Source organism: Burkholderia sp. IDO3 (assembly GCF_003366075.1).
In the GTDB taxonomy this organism is placed as follows: Bacteria; Pseudomonadota; Gammaproteobacteria; order Burkholderiales; family Burkholderiaceae; genus Burkholderia; species Burkholderia anthina.
Window position 1 is genome coordinate 3,049,061 of record NZ_CP028962.1, and the last position, 17,581, is coordinate 3,066,641.

General features: G+C 67.4%; 17 protein-coding genes. 7 read left to right on the forward strand and 10 right to left on the reverse strand.

The window, feature by feature from the left end; genetic code table 11:
• Positions 1-13: 13 nt before the first annotated feature.
• The 3 genes from DCN14_RS13985 to DCN14_RS13995 form a co-directional block, all read right to left on the reverse strand.
• Entirely contained in the window at positions 14-952 is a 939-nt protein-coding gene (locus tag DCN14_RS13985) for an ABC transporter permease subunit (RefSeq protein WP_096507832.1), read from the reverse strand.
• An 11-nt stretch (positions 953-963) separates the two neighbouring features.
• Positions 964-2,577, reverse strand: a complete 1,614-nt coding sequence (locus DCN14_RS13990) for a peptide ABC transporter substrate-binding protein (protein ID WP_096507833.1) — start codon at positions 2,575-2,577, stop codon at positions 964-966.
• Positions 2,578-2,756: 179 nt separating this feature from the next.
• A complete protein-coding gene (locus tag DCN14_RS13995; protein ID WP_096507834.1) occupies positions 2,757-3,335 on the reverse strand; it encodes a cupin domain-containing protein in 579 nt (192 codons plus the stop codon).
• Between the two features lie 494 nt (positions 3,336-3,829).
• On the opposite strand from DCN14_RS13995, the gene DCN14_RS14005 reads away from it, so the two are divergent.
• On the forward strand, positions 3,830-5,353 hold the full coding sequence (locus tag DCN14_RS14005) for a peptide MFS transporter (RefSeq protein WP_096507835.1): 1,524 nt from the start codon (positions 3,830-3,832) through the stop codon (positions 5,351-5,353).
• Positions 5,354-5,473: 120 nt separating this feature from the next.
• On the forward strand, positions 5,474-5,680 hold the full coding sequence (locus DCN14_RS14010; RefSeq protein WP_096507836.1) for a hypothetical protein: 207 nt from the start codon (positions 5,474-5,476) through the stop codon (positions 5,678-5,680).
• A gap of 55 nt (positions 5,681-5,735) precedes the next feature.
• Here the strand turns inward: DCN14_RS14010 and DCN14_RS14015 are convergent, their stop codons facing one another.
• The 3 genes from DCN14_RS14015 to DCN14_RS14030 form a co-directional block, all read right to left on the reverse strand.
• A complete protein-coding gene (locus DCN14_RS14015) occupies positions 5,736-6,860 on the reverse strand; it encodes an OpgC domain-containing protein (protein ID WP_096507837.1) in 1,125 nt (374 codons plus the stop codon).
• Positions 6,861-7,266: 406 nt separating this feature from the next.
• Complete coding sequence (gene rarD / locus DCN14_RS14025; protein WP_096507838.1) at positions 7,267-8,166, reverse strand: EamA family transporter RarD; 900 nt, start codon at positions 8,164-8,166, stop codon at positions 7,267-7,269.
• A gap of 12 nt (positions 8,167-8,178) precedes the next feature.
• Positions 8,179-8,475 carry an acylphosphatase gene (locus DCN14_RS14030; RefSeq protein ID WP_096507839.1) on the reverse strand — a complete coding sequence of 99 codons (297 nt, stop codon included), beginning with the start codon at positions 8,473-8,475 and terminating at the stop codon, positions 8,179-8,181.
• Between the two features lie 204 nt (positions 8,476-8,679).
• Here DCN14_RS14030 and hpnA point away from each other — a divergent pair, with 204 nt between their 5' ends.
• Together hpnA and DCN14_RS14045 are read left to right on the forward strand one after the other, a co-directional pair.
• Entirely contained in the window at positions 8,680-9,687 is a 1,008-nt protein-coding gene (gene hpnA, locus DCN14_RS14040) for a hopanoid-associated sugar epimerase (protein ID WP_096507840.1), read from the forward strand.
• A gap of 108 nt (positions 9,688-9,795) precedes the next feature.
• Positions 9,796-11,181, forward strand: coding sequence for a phage tail protein (locus DCN14_RS14045; protein ID WP_096507841.1), 1,386 nt, complete (start codon positions 9,796-9,798; stop codon positions 11,179-11,181).
• Between the two features lie 108 nt (positions 11,182-11,289).
• On the opposite strand, the gene DCN14_RS14050 is transcribed toward DCN14_RS14045, so the two are convergent.
• Positions 11,290-12,477: a glycosyltransferase gene (locus DCN14_RS14050; RefSeq protein WP_096507842.1), complete on the reverse strand. Its 1,188-nt coding sequence runs from the start codon at positions 12,475-12,477 to the stop codon at positions 11,290-11,292.
• A gap of 397 nt (positions 12,478-12,874) precedes the next feature.
• Between DCN14_RS14050 and ispH the strand changes: the two genes are divergently transcribed.
• Complete coding sequence (ispH, locus tag DCN14_RS14060; protein ID WP_096507844.1) at positions 12,875-13,816, forward strand: 4-hydroxy-3-methylbut-2-enyl diphosphate reductase; 942 nt, start codon at positions 12,875-12,877, stop codon at positions 13,814-13,816.
• Positions 13,817-13,828: 12 nt separating this feature from the next.
• Positions 13,829-14,989, forward strand: a complete 1,161-nt coding sequence (hpnH, locus tag DCN14_RS14065) for an adenosyl-hopene transferase HpnH (protein ID WP_096507845.1) — start codon at positions 13,829-13,831, stop codon at positions 14,987-14,989.
• 149 nt (positions 14,990-15,138) lie between these two features.
• Here the strand turns inward: hpnH and DCN14_RS14070 are convergent, their stop codons facing one another.
• The 3 genes from DCN14_RS14070 to DCN14_RS14080 form a co-directional block, all read right to left on the reverse strand.
• Positions 15,139-15,399 (reverse strand): hypothetical protein, encoded by a 261-nt coding sequence (locus DCN14_RS14070; protein ID WP_096507846.1) that lies wholly within the window; start codon positions 15,397-15,399, stop codon positions 15,139-15,141.
• A gap of 151 nt (positions 15,400-15,550) precedes the next feature.
• The gene (locus tag DCN14_RS37965; protein ID WP_096507847.1) at positions 15,551-16,030 is read right to left on the reverse strand and encodes a hypothetical protein; all 480 of its coding nucleotides are present in this window, start codon (positions 16,028-16,030) and stop codon (positions 15,551-15,553) included.
• 232 nt (positions 16,031-16,262) lie between these two features.
• Positions 16,263-16,640, reverse strand: a complete 378-nt coding sequence (locus tag DCN14_RS14080) for a hypothetical protein (RefSeq protein WP_096507849.1) — start codon at positions 16,638-16,640, stop codon at positions 16,263-16,265.
• A gap of 491 nt (positions 16,641-17,131) precedes the next feature.
• On the opposite strand from DCN14_RS14080, the gene DCN14_RS14085 reads away from it, so the two are divergent.
• The gene (locus tag DCN14_RS14085) at positions 17,132-17,485 is read left to right on the forward strand and encodes a DOPA 4,5-dioxygenase family protein (protein WP_096507878.1); all 354 of its coding nucleotides are present in this window, start codon (positions 17,132-17,134) and stop codon (positions 17,483-17,485) included.
• Positions 17,486-17,581: the final 96 nt, after the last annotated feature.

Here is a 17,581-nt window from a genome sequence, read left to right on the forward strand (position 1 = left end):
CGCAGTGCCTCGCTCAGTAACGGATGCGCGGATCGAGCCACGCGTATGCGAGGTCGACCAGCAGGTTGAACAGCACCGCGCAGACGGTCGTCAGCACGACGAGGCCCAGCACCAGCGTGTAGTCGCGGTTGATGGCGCCGTTCACGACGAGCTGGCCGAGCCCCGGCAGCGCGAACACCGATTCGGTGACGACGGCCGCGGTGATCGACGAGATGCAGACCGTGCCGAACAGCGACACGACCGGCATCAGCGCGGGCTTGAGCGCATGGCGCAGCACGATCGTCGCGCCCGGCAGGCCCTTCGCGCGCGCGGTGCGGATGTAGTTGCTCGACAGCGTCTCGATCATCGACCCGCGCATCACGCGAGCGAGCAGCGACACGTTGATGAGGGTCAGCAGCACGATCGGCAGCAGCCGGTACTGCCAGCTGCCGTCGCCCCAGCCGCCGGCCGGCAGCCAGCCGTTGCCGGCCGACGTCTTCAGCAGGATCGCGAAGATCCACACCAGCACCGGGCCGAGCACGAATGGCGGCACGACGTTGCCGAAGTTGCCGATCAGCATCACGAAGCGGTCGATCAGGCTGTCGCGGCGCACGGCCGCGACGGTGCCGAGCAGCACGCCGAACACGATCGAGATCGGGATCGACACGCCGCCCACGCCGAGACTCACGGGCAGCGCCTTCTTCACGAGATCGTTCACCGACCAGTCGACGTAACGGAACGACGGGCCGAGATCGCCGTGCAGCAGCGAACCGAGATACAGCAGGTACTGCTTCCACAGCGGCTCGTCGAGGTGGTACTTCGCGTTCAGGTTCGCGAGCGTCGCCGCGGACAGCTGCTTCTCCGTATCGAACGGGCCGCCGGGCGTGAAATGCAGCAGCAGGTAGCAGACGGTGATGACGGCGAGAATCGTCGGCACCGCCCACAACGTGCGTCTCAATGCGTAGGCCAGCATGATCGCTCCGCTCAGTGCTTGATCAGGTACAGGTCCTGCGAAGCACGCATGTCGATCACGTTCTTCAGCGAGTAGCCGCCCACGTAGGGCTTCACGAGACGGTCGGCCGAGTACTGGAACAGCGGCACCATCGGCGTGTCGTTCATCGCCATGTCGTGCGCCTGCGTGAGCAGCGCGGCGCGCGCCTTGTCGTCGAGCTTCTGGTTGCCTTCGTCGACGAGCGCGTCGGCCTGCTTGTTGCAGTAGCCGACGGTGTTCTGCGAGCTGCCGCAGCGGATCAGGTCGAAGAAGGTCATCGCGTCGTTGTAGTCGGCGAACCAGCCGTCGCGCGCGATCTGCACCTTGCCGTCATGACGCGCCTTCATCAGCACCTTGAACTCGACGTTCTCGAGCTTCGTGTCGATGCCGAGCTTCGTGCGCCATTCCGATGCGGTAAACAGCGCGACCTTCTTGTGCAGGTCGTTGGTGTTGTAGGTGAGCGTGAACGACAGCGGCTTCGCATCCGAATAGCCGGCCTGCTTCAGCAGGTCCTTCGCGGCCGCGATGCGCTTGGCCATCGGCCACGACGCCCATGCCGGCGTGAACGGCTGCGCGCCCTTCGTGCCGTTCGGCATCAGGCCGTACATCGGCTTCTCGCCGGCCTGCGTGAGCTTCGACGTGAGCACGTCGCGATCGATCACCATCGACAGCGCCTGGCGCACGCGCTTGTCCTTCAGCGCCGCGTCGCTGTTGTTCAGGTAGTAGTAGTAGGTCGCGAGCTGCAGGCCCGGGCGCAGTTCGCCGCCGAACTGCTTGCTGACCTGCTGGAAGATGCCCGACGGGATCGAGTAGCTGTAGTCGATCTGGCCGGCCTGGTACATGCGCATCGCGGTTTCGTCGCTTTCGATCGGCAGGTACGTGACCTTGTTGATCACGACCTTCGGCGCATTCCAGTACTTCGCGTCCTTGGCGACCACGATGCGGTTGTTCGGCTGCCAGTCGACGAGCTGGTACGCACCGTTGCTGACGATGTTGCCCGGGCGCGTCCACGCGTCGCCGAACTTCGCGACGGTGTCCTTGTTCACCGGCGCGAGCGGCGCCATTGCGGTCAGCTCGGGGAAGAACGCGACGGGCACGTCGGTCGTCACCTCCAGCGTGTACGGGTCGATCGCGCGCACGCCGAGCGTCGTCGGCGCGGCCTTGCCGGCGATGATGTCCTTCGAGTTCTTCACGAATTCGACGAGGATCGTGTACTTCGAGCCCGTCTTCGGATCGACGAGGCGCTCCCACGAATAGACGAAATCGGCGGCCGTCACCGGCTGGCCGTTGCTCCACTTCGCGTCGTGGCGCAGCTTGAAGATCCACGTCTGCGGCGTCTTGCGTTCCCACGATTGCGCGACGCCCGGCACGACCTGACCGGTCGCGTCGATGCGGGCGAGCCCTTCGAACAGGTCGAGGCCGATCGTGTTGCCGGTCCACGATTCGATGTGCGCCGGGTCGAGCGACTCGACTTCGGCGGGCACCTGGCGCGTCAGGTCCTGTTGAGGAGCGAGCGCGACATTCGACGGAACGGTAACGGCGTGGGCTGCGGGCGCCGTCAGGGCGAGCGCGGCCAGCACGGCCGACATGGCATGCAAGGATTTCATCGTGGCAGTCTTGAGAAGGTTTTTTCGGTGAGCGTCGCGCGGCGGATGCCGCGGCTTACGCGTGAGACGCTGACGGGTACAGCGATTGAGGAGGCCCGTGATTCTCGTATTGCATCTTAGTATTCCTTACGTTTCTTTCGACAGGCATTCCGTCTTCGAAACGAAGGAATACCTGTGCGTTAGAACAGTCTCGGTGTACCGACCCAGACCACCACCGACTCGACGTTCGCGGTGTTGACCCAGCTGTGCGGGACCGTCGACTGATAGTGCGAACTGTCGCCGGCCTGCAGGACGAACGTCTTGCCTTCCAGCGTCAGCGACACTTCCCCTTCAATCACATACAGGAACTCCTCTCCCGCATGTGTCGTCACCTCCGAACGCTTCTGTCCCGGCGGCATCCGCACGAGAATCGCCTCGAGCTGACGCCCTTCGGATACGTTCGTCAGCCTCGCGAACAGGTTCGCCGAATCGGCGAACCCGAAGAAGCGCAACTGCTCGCCTCGACAGACCGAGCGTTCCTCGCTCGGCGTATCCACGAAGTACTGCACCGTCACGCCGAGTGCCTGTGCGATGCCGGCCAGCGACGTCAGCGACGGCGACGCGAGCCCGCGCTCGACTTGAGACAGAAACGGCTTCGAAATCCCCGCGGCGGTAGCGGTGTCGTCGAGCGTGCGCTTCAGTCGTTGGCGCAACGCGCGAATCTTGCTGCCCAGCGCGGCAGCATCTGCTGACCGCGAGTTTTCAGTGGGGGGAACCATAGCAGGCCGAAAAGTGGTCGTCAAAAAATGTTTGATGGAAAGTAACTAAGTTAGATCGATATGGCTTAGTCTTCGGGTTCGCCCATGTCTTCGGTGTTGAGCCCGGTGCACTAAACAGGGCACGAAGCGAGCGAAACGACGCGCTATCTTGCCAGACTCGCCGGCTTCACAGGCAAGCTGCAAGCGGCTCTCCGGGAATCTTCCGAGAGCCGGGCGCCAAGCTTACAAGTAGATGATGAGACAAATGTTCCTGAAAGCTGCTGCCATATCGGGAGTTTCCCTGAGTGGCGCGGACCTGACGCACCGGACCGGCGAGCGCTACCACGCGCGCGCCGGTCGGGGCCTCGCACCACCTTACCAGGTGGAGTCCGACCCCGGCCCGGGCCAGGGTCTGTTCCATCGCCGACGCTAAGCCTACCCGGCCACTGTGCTCCGGCGCCAGTTCGACCCCCAAGGCGACGCGCGATCCGCGCCGTCCGTTTCAAACGAGATTGATGATGCACGCACCTGTTTCTCAAACCCGATCGTTTACGACGGTCTTCCTCATCGAAATGTGGGAGCGCTTCGGCTACTACGGCATGGCCGCGCTCCTGGTCCTCTTCATGGTCGACAGGCTCGGTTTCACCGACAGCCATGCGAACCTGACCTGGGGCGCGTTCACCGCGCTCGTCTACGCGTCGCCGTCGATCGGCGGCTGGATCGGCGACAAGGTGCTCGGCGCCCGTCGCACGATGATCATCGGCGCGGCCGTGCTGTGCGCAGGCTACCTGATGCTGGCGTTCCCGAACGATGCGCTGTCGTACATGTACGCGTCGCTCGGCGTGATCGTCGTCGGCAACGGGCTGTTCAAGGCCAACGCGGCGAACCTCGTGCGCCGCATCTACGAAGGCGACGATGCGCGCATCGACAGCGCGTTCACGATCTACTACATGGCGGTCAACATCGGCTCGACCGTGTCGATGCTCGCGACGCCGTGGATCAAGGATCACTGGGGCTGGCACGCCGCGTTCGCGGTCTGCTGCGCCGGCATGCTGCTCGCGATCCTGAACTTCATGCTGATGCACCGCACGCTCGCGCACATCGGCTCGCAGCCCGACGATCAGCCGATCCGCTGGAAGCGCCTCGGCGGCGTGGCGGCAGGCGGCGTCGCGCTCGCGCTCGCCACGCTGTACGTGCTGCAGCACAAGCAGCTCGCGGTCGCGAGCGTGTGGACGGCGGCATTCGCGATCCTCGCGATCTTCGCGTACATGATCGCGAAGTCGGAGCGCTCGGAGCGCGCAGGCCTGATCGCCGCGCTCGTGCTGATCGGCCAGGTGATCCTGTTCTTCATCTTCTACGTGCAGATGTCGACGTCGCTGACGCTGTTCGCGCTGCGCAACGTCGATCCGCGCTTCATCCTGTTCGGCACGACGCTGTTCACGTGGAGCGCCGCGCAGTTCCAGGCGCTGAACCCGATCTGGATCATGATGCTGAGCCCGGTGCTCGTGTGGGTCTACAACGCGTTCTCGAAGGCCGGCCGCGACCTGCCGGTCGCGGCGAAGTACGCGCTCGGCTTCGGCGCGGTGGCCGCCGGCTACCTGGTGTTCACGATCAGCGGCCGCTACGCGGTGGACGGTCGCGTGTCGTCGTGGTTCATGGTGTGGGGCTACGGGCTCTACTCGCTCGGCGAACTGCTGGTGAGCGGCCTCGGCCTCGCGATGATCGCCCGCTACGTGCCGGCGCGCATGAGCGGCTTCATGATGGGCGCGTATTTCGTCGCGACGGGTGTGTCGCAGTACCTCGGCAGCGTCGTCGCGAACTTCGCGCAGATGCCGTCGCACGACCTGCCGGCCGCCGAATCGCTGCCGCTCTACCTGTCGCTGTTCGAGAAGCTCGGCTGGCTCGCCGCGATCGGCATGCTGCTCGCCCTGCTGCTGCTGCCGATGATGAACCGCCTGTCGCGCCAGCATCAACGCTGCGCGGAAGCGCGCCGCGAAGAAGAGACGCTGCAGGCGCAAGCGATGGTCTCGGCCCAGTAAGTACTATCCCTCGGCGTGCGGCATGCACGCCACATTCTCCCGCCGGCGCGGCCAGCACGTCCTACACTGGTTGCAACAGCGCATCCGATCCGTCGCGATGCGCACTGGCGGGAGAAAGCCATGAAAAGCAGAACGACACGGCTGTTGAGGATACTGTCCGACATCCGGCACGCGCAGCGCTGCACCGCACTGCGCGCCGCCCGGGCGGCAGCCGAAGCCGACGCGGTGCTCGCGGAGCAGGACGATCCGAAGTCCGACGCACGCGACGACGCCGAATCCGACGATCCGAACGCCGTCCCCCGCTCCCGCATCGGCTCGCCTCACTGACGTCACCGCAGCCGCGCGGCACCTTCCGTGCCGCGTGCGCGCCCGCCGCCGTTGCTTACGCGGCCGCGCCGCGCCATCGCGCGAACCACGTTCCCGAACCCGCCACGGCAATCATCAGTCCGACCGCGCATGCGTCGGCCGCGAGGCCCACGCCGATATGCCGCAGCTCGGCGCCGTGCGCGACCGGATGCAGCAGCGAATCGATGACGAGCGAGATCGCGGCACCCGCGACGAAGCAGATCAGCCCGCGCTGGCCGACCGTGACGACCGGCCGCACCGCGCGCGCGATCCGCGCGATCCAGCCGTAGCGCACGAAGTCGGCCATCAGCCACGCGACCGCCGCGAAGCTGACGATGCGCGGCAGCGCGAGATCGCGCTTGAGCACGCCTTCCGGCACCGGCAGCCCCGACAGCAGCTTGTAGCTCGCGCAGCCGATCACGATCGCGCATGCGACGCCGGTCGCCGCGGCGCTCCAGCGGCCGAGCGCGATGCGTCGGTAGACGGGCTGGCAGCGCGCGAGCACGCCGGCGACGAACATCAACTGCCACGCGAACGGGTTGAAGCTCCAGCGGAACGAATCGGTATCCAGCAGTTCGGGGCCGAGCCAGCCGGCCGCGAGCCAAGACGCCGCGCTGCAGCCGACGAGCAGCCACGGATGGCGGCGCGCGAACGGCACGATCACCGGCGACGCGAGCGCGAACAGCACGTACATCGGCAGCACCGACGCGAGATACGGCTGGCGCTGGAACGTCAGCAGCTCGGCGAGGCCGGTGAGCGGCGACGCGAGCATCACGCTGACGTCGTCGAGCGCGAGGTTCGGCGCATCGATCCCGTAATGGTCGAGCACGGCGGACACGACGAGCATCAGCGTCGACGTCGCGAGAAACGCGCGGTAGATCTGCATCGCGCGGCGCACGAACCGCCGCTGCGCGGCGCGCGGGCCGTGCCGGTCGGCGATCGCGCCGTACGCACTCGCGGTCGCGAAGCCGCCGAGGAACACGAACACTTCGGCCGCGTCGCACAGCGCGAACGCGTGGAGCGTCACGCGCGACAGCACGCTCGCGCCGATGTGGTCGACGACGATCATCAGCAACACGATGCCGCGGAAGAAATCGACTTCGATCAGGCGGCCGCCGCGCGCGGGCGAAACCGGGGCGGAGGGCGGCGCGCTCAACGACATGCGCACACCTGCACGACGAAGGCGCGACACGCGCCGGCGGAAAGGCCGGAAAGACCGGAAAGGAAAGGGCGAGCGAAATCAGCGGCGATACGCGTATGCTCGCATCGCGCCAACCCGGCCGGCCCGGCACGGAGATGACCGTTCATGGAAAAGCTGCATACGAAGAGAAGACGGTCAGGTCAGTCTAACGGCCGCTCGGGGATACCCTAAGTAACAAAGTGCAACGGAATCTTCTGTTCGATTACGGGGATGACAGCGGCGATACAGAATTGGCAACGCGGCCAGCCCGGTGTCAGTGCGACGCCAGTTCGACGCCAGCATCGCGAAATGCGACAGCGGGAACGCGCGATGCGCAGCCCGATGTGCTGCCCATTTCGCGCTACCGTCGCGTCGCGAGCGACGACGTTCAGCCGCGCATCGGCAAGCGCCGCATCAGCATCGCGCTGTGCCATGCGGTCAGCGCGACGGCGGCCCAGATCGGTCCGTACGTCGCGAGCTGCGAGACACTCAGCGTCTCGCCGAGCAGCAGCAGCGACACCGCGACGAGCAGCACGGGCTCGACGTAGCCGAGGATCCCGAACAGCGCCATCGGCAGCATCCGGCTCGCCTTCAGGTAGCTCGCGAGCGCGAGCGTGCTGAGCACGCCGAGCCCCGGCAGCAGCACGGCCCACAGCAGCGGATGGCCGGCGACCGGCGTCGGGCTCGTCGACACCATCGCGAACGCGACCGGACACAGCAGCACGATCTCGAGCGCGAACGCGGCCAGCGAATCGGCGTTGATTCGCCGGCGCAGCACGAAATACGGCGGATAGCCGAGCGCGACGACGAGCGTCGGCCACGCGAACGCGCGCGTCGCCCACACCTCGTGCGCGACGCCGAGCGCCGCACACGCGACCGCCGCCCACTGCAGCGGATCGAGCCGTTCGTGATAGTAGTAGCGGCCGACGAGCACCATCGTCAGCGGCAGCAGGAAATAACCGAGCGACACTTCGAGCATGCGCCCGTGCAGCGGCGCCCACAGGAACAGCCACAGCTGCAGGCCGAGCAGCGCCGCGCTCACGGGCAGCGCGATCAGCAGGCGCCAGTCGCGTACGCTGCGCCGCACGAGTTCGACGAGCGCCGGCCAGCGGCCGCGCAGCGCGATCAGCGCGAGCGCGCCGGGGACGGTCCACAACACGCGCCACGCGAAGATGTCGAGCCCCGTGAGCGGCGCGAGCAGTTTCGCATACACCGACATCAGCGCGAACAGCGTCGACGCCATCACCGACAGCATGAGACCGCGCCCGGCCTCCGGATACCCCGTCATGTCGTGTTCGCCTTACTGCTGCTGGAAGCGCTCGAAGCGCCTTTCCATCTGACGCTCCTCGAACGTCACTTCGGTCACGCGCGCGGACGGCGGCCCGTGGCGCAGCCATGCGAGCATCCGGTCGATCTGCGCGCCGGGGCCCTGGATCATCGCCTCGACGCTGCCATCCTCGAGATTCGCGACCCAGCCGCGCAGCTTCAGCGCATGCGCCTCGCGCACCGTCGCATGACGAAAACCGACGCCCTGCACGACGCCGCGCACCCGCACATAGTAGGTCTCGATCCGTTCGTCCAGTTCACTGCGGCTCATCGCGTCGCCCTCCCGTTGCATTCAAGCCCGGCATTGTAGTCGCGTCGGCGGCTTCGCACACGCGTATGGCGGGGCCGCCGCGCAGCGCCGCCACGGCCCGTGAAGCCGCCCGCGCGGCGCTCGCGTCGCCGCCTGCGCCGACCACGTACAATCTCGCCGACGCACAACTGCCGCGCCGCTCGCGCGCGGCCCTGAAGGAAACGCATGACTGATACCTCCCGCGATCTCGTTCTCGTCACCGGCGCGTCCGGTTTCGTCGGCTCGGCCGTCGCCCGCATCGCGCAGCAGAAAGGCTATGCGGTGCGCGTGCTGGTGCGCCCGACCAGCCCGCGCACGAACGTCGCGGACCTCGACGCCGAGATCGTGACCGGCGACATGCGCGACGAGACGTCGATGCGTGCCGCGCTGCGCGGCGTGCGCTACCTGCTGCACGTGGCGGCCGACTACCGGCTGTGGGCGCCGGATCCGGACGAGATCGAGCGCGCGAACCTCGAAGGCGCGGTCGCGACGATGCGCGCCGCGCGCGCCGAAGGCGTCGAGCGGATCGTCTATACGAGCAGCGTCGCGACGCTGAAGGTCACGAGCGCGGGCGATCCGTCCGACGAGAACCGGCCGCTCGCGGCGGAGCAGGCGATCGGCGTGTACAAGCGCAGCAAGGTGCTGGCCGAGCGCGCGGTCGAGCGGATGATCGCCGACGAAGGGCTGCCGGCCGTGATCGTCAATCCGTCGACGCCGATCGGCCCGCGCGACGTGAAGCCGACGCCGACCGGCCGCATCATCGTCGAGGCCGCGCTCGGCAAGATCCCCGCGTTCGTCGATACCGGCCTGAACCTCGTGCACGTCGACGATGTCGCGCACGGCCACTTCCTCGCGCTCGAGCGCGGCCGGATCGGCGAGCGCTACATCCTCGGCGGCGAGAACCTGCCGTTGCAGCAGATGCTGGCCGACATCGCGCAGATGACGCACCGCAAGGCGCCGACGATCGCGCTGCCGCGCTGGCCGCTCTACCCGCTCGCGATGGGCGCGGAGGCCGTCGCGAAGTTCACGAAGAAGGAGCCGTTCGTGACCGTCGACGGGCTGCGGATGTCGAAGAACAAGATGTATTTCACGTCCGCGAAGGCCGAGCGCGAGCTGGGCTACCGCGCGCGTCCGTACCGCGAAGGACTGCGCGATGCGCTCGACTGGTTCGGCTCGGCGGGGTACCTGAAGTAACACAAAGCGGTGTGCTTCACGCCGCTTTGCGCACTTTGTTACACGTCGCTGACGGTCCGGCACCGGCGCAGCGGTTAAAATCGCGGGTCTTACGCAGAGAAGACACGCATGAACCTGAACGAACAGATCGATTCGCTCACCGCGGGCGTCGATCAGCTCCTCCACGATCACCACGCCGCGCAGCAGGCGGCACGCAGCGCGGAAGCGTTCGCGCGCGCCGCCGCGGCGGAAGCCCGGGCCGCCGCCGAACGTCACGCCGCGGCGGAAACCGAAGCGCGGGCCGCCGAGCAGCGCCACACGGCTGCCGCCGCGCAGGCCGAGGCCGCGCAGCAGCGCCACGTCGACGCGACCGCCACGGCCGAAGCCGCCGCCCAACGCCACAACGACGCCGCCGCGCAAGCCGAAGCCGCTGTCCAGCGTCACGCCGAAGCGACCGCGCTGACCGAAGCGCTCGCCCAGCGTCACGCGGATGCCGAAGCCGCGTCGCAGCGTCATGCGACCGCGATCGCCGAAGCCGAGGCGGCCGCCCAGCGCCATCACGCCGCCGCGACCGAAGCGGACGCCGCCGCGCAGCGCCATGCCGCGGCCACGGCCGAGGCCGACGCCGCCGCGAAGCGGCACGCGGAAGCGATCGCCGAAGCCGAGGCCGCGACGCAGCGCCACGCCGCCGCGATCGCCGAAGCCGAAGCGCTCGCGCAGCGTCACGCGCAAGCCATCGCCGAAGCGGAAGCCGCCGCGCAGCGTCACGTCGACGCGACCGCCGAGGCCGAAGCCATCACGCAACGCCACACCGAAGCGATCGCGCAAGCCGAAGCCGCCGCGAAGCAGCATGCGGACGCGACCGCCGCGGCCGAAGCCGTCACGCAGCGTCACGCCGAAGCGATCGCGCAGGCTGAAGCGGCCGCCGAGCGCCACACGAAGGCCATCGCCGACGCGGAAGCGCTGGTCGAAGCCGTCGTGAAGGAAGCCGCGGCGACTGCCGCAGCGCCGGCGGACGCAACGGCAGCGGCCGTCGCCGCCGAAGTCGTCGAACCGGCTGCCGAGCCGGCCGGGGAGGCAGCCGCACCGGTTGCAGCCGACGCCGCCGACGCAGCGCAGGCGAACGCAGGCGCCGCGATCGAAGTCGCCCCCGCAGCCGAAGCAGCCGAAACAACTGAAGCCGCAGCAGACAAATCGACGCTGCACGTCGCCCGCCCGTCGCAAAACGAGCTGACGCTGACCGTCAACGGCCAGTCGATCACGCTGCACCCGGAGCAACTGGGCCAGCTGATCGAGGAGCTCGCGCATGCGCGCGCGTCGATGCAGCCGGAGCCGCCGCCGGGCATCCCGGCCGGCTGGCGCTTCGTGACGACGAAGAACCCGATGATGGCCGTGCAGAAGCAGTCGAACGGCGATCGCCTGCTGGTCGCGCGCCACACCGGCTACGGCTGGGTGCCGTTCACGTTCTCGCCGGACGTCGTGGTCCAGATGTACATGATGCTGACGCAGCGGTAAGCACGCGCGGCCCGCGCCGCAAACGAAACAGCCCGGCCGGTTCGCACCGGTCGGGCTGTCTGCTTTCCGACGTCCGGGGGCGGACGGCCGGCCTGCGCCGGCCGCCGCTCAGTGATCCACCGGCGCCTGCACGCGCGCCTTCCACTGGCCGCCCTTGCCGCGCCAGTAGCGCCACGCGGACGCGAACGTCGCGCCGACGTAGAACAGCGCGACGAGCGGCAGCGCGGGCGCCCACAGCGGCGAGCGCCGGTAGTAGCGCAGCATCGGCGCATACGCGGTGCACATCGACGCCCATGCGAGCCACGCCGGCCATGCGCGCGCGCCGTACACGAGCGCGGCGACCGGCGGCACGAGATAGATGATCGTCATCCCGAGCAGCGTGCCGGCGAGCAGCAGCGGCGAATAGTGGAGCTGGGTGAACGCGGTGCGCGCGATCATGTTCCAGATGTCGCGCCAGCTGTCGTACGGGCGCAGCGACACGCTGCGGTCGGCCAGGTCGAGCCGGATCGGATGCCGGCCGCTGCCGCGATGCTTGATCTGCGCGGCGAGGCTGCAGTCGTCGATCAGCGCGCCGCGGATCGATTCGATGCCGCCCGCCTCCTCGAGCGCGGTGCGCTTGACGAGCATGCAGCCGCCGGCGGCGCCGGCCGTCCGGTTGCGCGGATTGTTGATCCACGAGAACGGGTAGAGCTTCGCGAAGAAGAACACGAAGGCCGGGATCAGCGCCTTTTCCCAGAACGAATCGCAGCGCAGCCGCACCATCAGCGACACCAGATCGCGCTGCTCGGCCTGCGCGCGCGTGACGAGCTGGGCCACCGCGTCGGGCGGATGGCCGATGTCGGCATCCGTCAGCAGCAGGTAGTCGGCCGGCAGCCCGAGCGTACGCACCGCCGCGATGCCCTGCGACTGCGCCCACACCTTGCCCGACCAGCCGGCCGGCAACGGCTTCGCGGCCAGCACCGTCAGGCGGTCGGCGCGGTTGATCGCGAGCGCGGCCGCGCGAGCGGCGTCGGCCGTGCCGTCGTCGCTGTGGTCGTCCACGATGATCAGGTGAAACTCGCCCGGATAATCCTGCTCGAGCAGCGACGTCGCCGCGCGGGCGATGACGTCGACCTCGTTGCGCGCCGGCACGACCGCGACGACGGCCGGCCAGCCGGCTTCGGCGGCAGCGCCGCGCGCGTCGGGCGGCAACGCCCGCGCCGGGCGCGCACGCCAGAAGCCGCCGCGTGCGACGAGCAGCACGATCCAGATCAGCAGCGACAGGCCGGACACCAGGAAGGTCATCGCGAGCATCATCGGCACACCTCCTGCCGGGTGCCGGTCCGTTCAATCGGGGTCGGAGTGAAAACGCCCGAATCCGCACGGGCGGCAGGGCAATATGCGTAGGAATCGACGGTCATCGAATGGCCTTGAAATGAGCGCGACGCCGGGCAGCCGGACGGGCCGCCCGCGAAACCGCGCAGTTTACCGGGTTCCGCGCCCGTGAGCGCCGACGGGGCTCTGCGGCGATTGCAACAGCGCCGATACAGCGCCAAAGCAAGGACGGCCCGATAGAGTTAAAATGCGCGATTAATTCGGGGTTCCGAGGCCTGGCTAGGCCGGTTCGTTTCCTGCCTTCATAACATCAAGCCGGGGCGAGCGGGCAGTGCCAGCTCCTCGAACCCCGGCGTCTGTCGTCGGAGTTCGCTCACTTATGCGAGTCATCCTTGCCCAGCCCCGCGGCTTTTGTGCGGGGGTTGTCCGTGCGATCGAGATCGTCGATCGCGCGCTGCAACAGCACGGCTCGCCGGTCTATGTGCGTCACGAAATCGTGCATAACCGGCATGTCGTCGAAAATCTGCGTAATAAAGGGGCGCGATTCGTTGAGGAGCTCGACGAGGTGCCGCATGGCGCCGTGGCGATCTTCAGCGCACACGGTGTCGCCCAGACGGTCGAGCGCGATGCGCAAACGCGCGGGCTCGACGTGCTCGACGCCACCTGCCCGCTCGTCACGAAAGTGCACGTGCAGGGCCGGCAATACGTCGCGGCGGGCCGCCGGCTGATCCTGATCGGCCATGCGGGCCATCCGGAAGTCGAGGGCACGATCGGCCAGATTCCGGCCGAGGTGATCCTCGTGCAGAGCGAAGCCGAAGTCGGCACGCTGACGCTGCCGGTCGATACGCCGGTCGCATACGTCACGCAGACGACGCTGTCGGTCGACGACACGCGCGGCATCATCGAAGCGCTGCAGCGCCGGTTCACCGACATCGTCGGCCCGGACACCCGCGACATCTGCTACGCGACGCAAAACCGCCAGGCCGCCGTGCGCGAACTGAGCGAGCAGGTCGACGTGCTGCTGGTCGTCGGTGCGACGAACAGCTCGAACTCGAACCGCCTGCGCGAGATCGGCACCGAAAGCGGCGTGCCGAGCTATCTCGTCGCCGACGGCTCGGAAGTGAAAGCCGAATGGTTCGCGGGCGTGCAGACGGTCGGCCTGACCGCCGGCGCGTCGGCACCCGAGGAAATGGTTGAGGATGTAATCAGTGCGCTGCGCGCGCTGGGGCCCGTCGATGTCGCGACGATGGCGGGCCGTGAGGAAAAAGTCGAATTCAAGTTGCCGGCGAAGCTTACGCAAGCTGTCGCCCGCGAAGTTTAAGGAGGACATCTCTTGTCTATTCCGCTGCTCCAGCAAGTCCGCGTCGGCGCATACATCATGCGCCAACACCTGTCCGGCAACAAACGCTATCCGCTCGCGCTGATGCTCGAGCCGCTGTTCCGCTGCAACCTCGCCTGTAACGGCTGCGGCAAGATCGATTATCCGGACCCGATCCTGAACCAGCGCCTGTCCATCGAGGAATGCCTGGAAGCCGTCGACGAGTGCGGCGCGCCCATCGTGTCGATCGCCGGCGGCGAGCCGCTGCTCCACAAGGAGATGCCGGAAATCGTCAAGGGCATCATGAAGCGCAAGAAGTTCGTGTACCTGTGCACGAACGCGCTGCTGATGGAAAAGAAGATGGACGACTACGCGCCGAATCCGTATTTCGTCTGGTCGGTCCACCTCGACGGCGACAAGGACATGCACGACCATTCCGTATCGCAGGAAGGCGTGTACGACAAGGCAGTCGCGGCCATCAAGGAAGCGAAGCGCCGCGGCTTCCGCGTGAACATCAACTGCACGCTGTTCAACGATGCGATCCCCGAGCGCGTCGCGAAGTTCTTCGACACGCTGGGGCCGATCGGCGTCGACGGCATCACGGTGTCGCCGGGCTACGCGTACGAGCGCGCGCCGGATCAGCAGCACTTCCTGAACCGCGACAAGACGAAGAACCTGTTCCGCGAAATCCTGAAGCGCGGCGAAGGCGGCAAGCGCTGGTCGTTCAGCCAGTCGTCGCTGTTCCTCGACTTCCTGGCCGGCAACCAGACGTACAAGTGCACGCCGTGGGGCAACCCGGCGCGTACCGTGTTCGGCTGGCAGAAGCCGTGCTATCTGGTCGGCGAAGGTTACGTGAAGACCTTCAAGGAACTGATGGAAGACACGAACTGGGACAACTACGGCGTCGGCAACTACGAGAAGTGCGCGGACTGCATGGTCCACTGCGGCTTCGAAGCCACCGCCGTGATGGACACGATCTCGCATCCGCTGAAGGCGCTGCGCGTGAGCAAGAAGGGCATCAAGACCGACGGCCCGTTCGCACCGGACATCTCGATCGCAAAGCAGCGTCCGGCCGAGTACGTGTTCTCGCGCCACGTCGAGATCAAGCTCGACGAAATCCAGCGCGCCGGCAAGGGCAAACTGCAGAAACCGGCGAAGCCGGCAACGGCGGCTTAAGCGCGTTGCGCTGCGCGGCAGGCTCACGCCTGCGCGCAAGCGGGCAACGAAGAAGCGCCACGGAGTTCGCTCCGTGGCGCTTTTGTTTTGTCGGCAGCCGTCGTGGGGCAGCACGCGCGTTCGCGCATGCGCCTGCGAACCTCGCCCGCCTAGTGCCGCGACTCCGCCGCCGCGATCAGTTGCCACGCGGTCGGCCCGCGATCGAGCAGCGGGTCGGACGGCGGGTCGAGATCGTGCCGATGCGCGTCGTCGGACGGCAGCGTCTGCGACTTCGCGATGCCGATTTCGTCGCCGCACACGGTGCACCGATAGATGCCCGCCACCGTCACCCTGCTGCCGGGCAGCAGATCCTCGCTGAATGCGCGGCCGCTTCCGCACCTGAAGTAGCCGCCGATCCTGTATAGCGCCATCGCGCCTCCTGACCGAAACGAATGCGTTCGCGCCGACACGCACGATCGTCGCGCACGCGAGGATGGATCGTCATCGCCCGAACGCGTCGGGCTGCCGCGATGACCCTGGACGGCACGCGTCGGCCTCCGGAGCCGGTCGCGTTGCAGCCGCTCAATGCAGAACGGCCGGTTCCCGCATCTTCGATGCCGCCTGCTCGACCAGTGCCGGCTGCCCGGCGGATGCGAACGCGCACACATGACGCCACAGCTCGGCCAGCCGATGCCGCGTGAGCGTCGCGACGCATGCGTCGTTCGCGGCAAGCACGCGTTCGAGCACCGCGCATTCATCGTCCTGCAGCGTCCATACGCCGCTTTGCGCGGCACGCGCCACGCTCGCGTCGAGCACGCGCTCCGCCTCGACGCACAGGTCGATGTTCGCCTCGGCGCATACGTCGTCGTCGAGCGCGAGGAACACCAGATAGACGCTCGTGCGCAACCGCATCAGCAACGTTTCGCTGCCGTGCTCGCCACGCAGCGCGACGAGCGCCATGTGGCACTTCAACGAGATGTCGCGCACGTGCGCGGGCGGCAGCGGCAGCAGCCATTCGCGGGTCAGCGGTGCGTGCCGGCGGCCTTTTCGGACAGCCTTCATGATTCGCACTCGCTTGCGAACGCATCGTCCGCGATCAACACCGGCCATGCCGTGCGGCACGCGACAGCACCGCGGCTCGCGTCCCGCCGGCCGTTCGCCCGACGCCGCGCGTCGTACGCGTCGTACGCGTCGGCCCGCCGCCACGTCGCACGCTCGCCGTGAAACCGGCGCAGTGCCGGCGCGCACGACACGCCGGGGAATCGGTTCGGGCATCCCATACGTGTCTCCCGCATCAGAACGTGTTCTCGCCCTTCAGGTAGTACGCGGTCTTCACGAAGAACGCCTGCACCGGATGGCCGCCTTGCGCGGCGCCGGCCGCACGCGCTTGCATCGCGGCCTTCTCCTCGCGCGAGCGGTCGGGCACCGGGTTTCTCACCCGCTCCAGCGCGCGTTGCATCGCGAGCGGATAGTTCTGGTTGCCCGCCGTCGTCGCGCGAAAACCGGCGCGCGTCATCTGCATCAGTTGCACGTCGGTTTCGGCACGTGCCGCCGACCAGTTCAACGGCGCGGCATTCGGCTGCCATTCGGTATTGGCTGCCTGTGCGAAGCTCGCGGCGGGCAGCGCGGCAAGCGTAACGGACAGGGCGGCAAGGGAAACGAGGGATCGCATCGTGGCCTCCAGATGGTTGCGTTCGCATCGATCGTCGTCGATGCTGTGCAGTCATCGTATGTCGCGTCGCAATGCGCTTGAATAACCGATTCCGCAATTGATATTTTCGGCGCGACAATCCGGGCCGCGATCCGCGTGATTCGCCAATGCTGCCGAACCGGAATTTCTCTATTTCATTCAATGACCTGATCGCGTTTTTCCAGACGATACGCAGTCGCGCATCACGCGTTTTTTCAGTTTTTGAAATGACGTATTGCCTGCGCGGGAAGCGGCCGCGGCCCGTGCCGGCGCGGCTTTCGACGCGATGCGATGCAGGCGGACACGAACGCGAAAAACAGCGGCACGCGAGCCGGATAGTCGGACCCATGCGCTACCCATCGCGCCGATATCCCGCGCTACGACAAGACGTGTCCGACAAGGAAGCGCGATAATTGCGCATCGCGCCGTATGTCACGGCGCTCACGCATGCCCTTTTCTTCTCGAGTCCCGCCATGGCTGCCATCGACACCACTGCCATCGATAGTTGGCACGCACACGTCTATTTCGACGCCGCGAGCCGCGACGCGGCCTGGGCGTTTCGCCTGATCGTCGAAGCGCGATTCGGCGCGGTCATCGAGCTCGGCCGCTTTCACGAACGCCTCGTCGGCCCGCACCCGGCGTGGTCGTACCAGATCGCGTTCGGCGCCGCGCAATTCGACACCCTCGTGCCGTGGCTCGTGCTGAATCACGGCGCGCTCGATATCTTCCTGCATCCGAACACGAACGACGAATTGCGCGACCATCGCGACAGCGCGGTGTGGATCGGCAAGTCGTACGTGCTGAATCTCGGGGCGCTGGCGGGCTGACCGGCCGCCCCGTCGGCGGCCGGTGCGCGGCCGCATCCGATAATCGCGGCATCCACGTTTCGGCCCGAGCTGAAACGTCCGGCGGCGTTGCGTCGC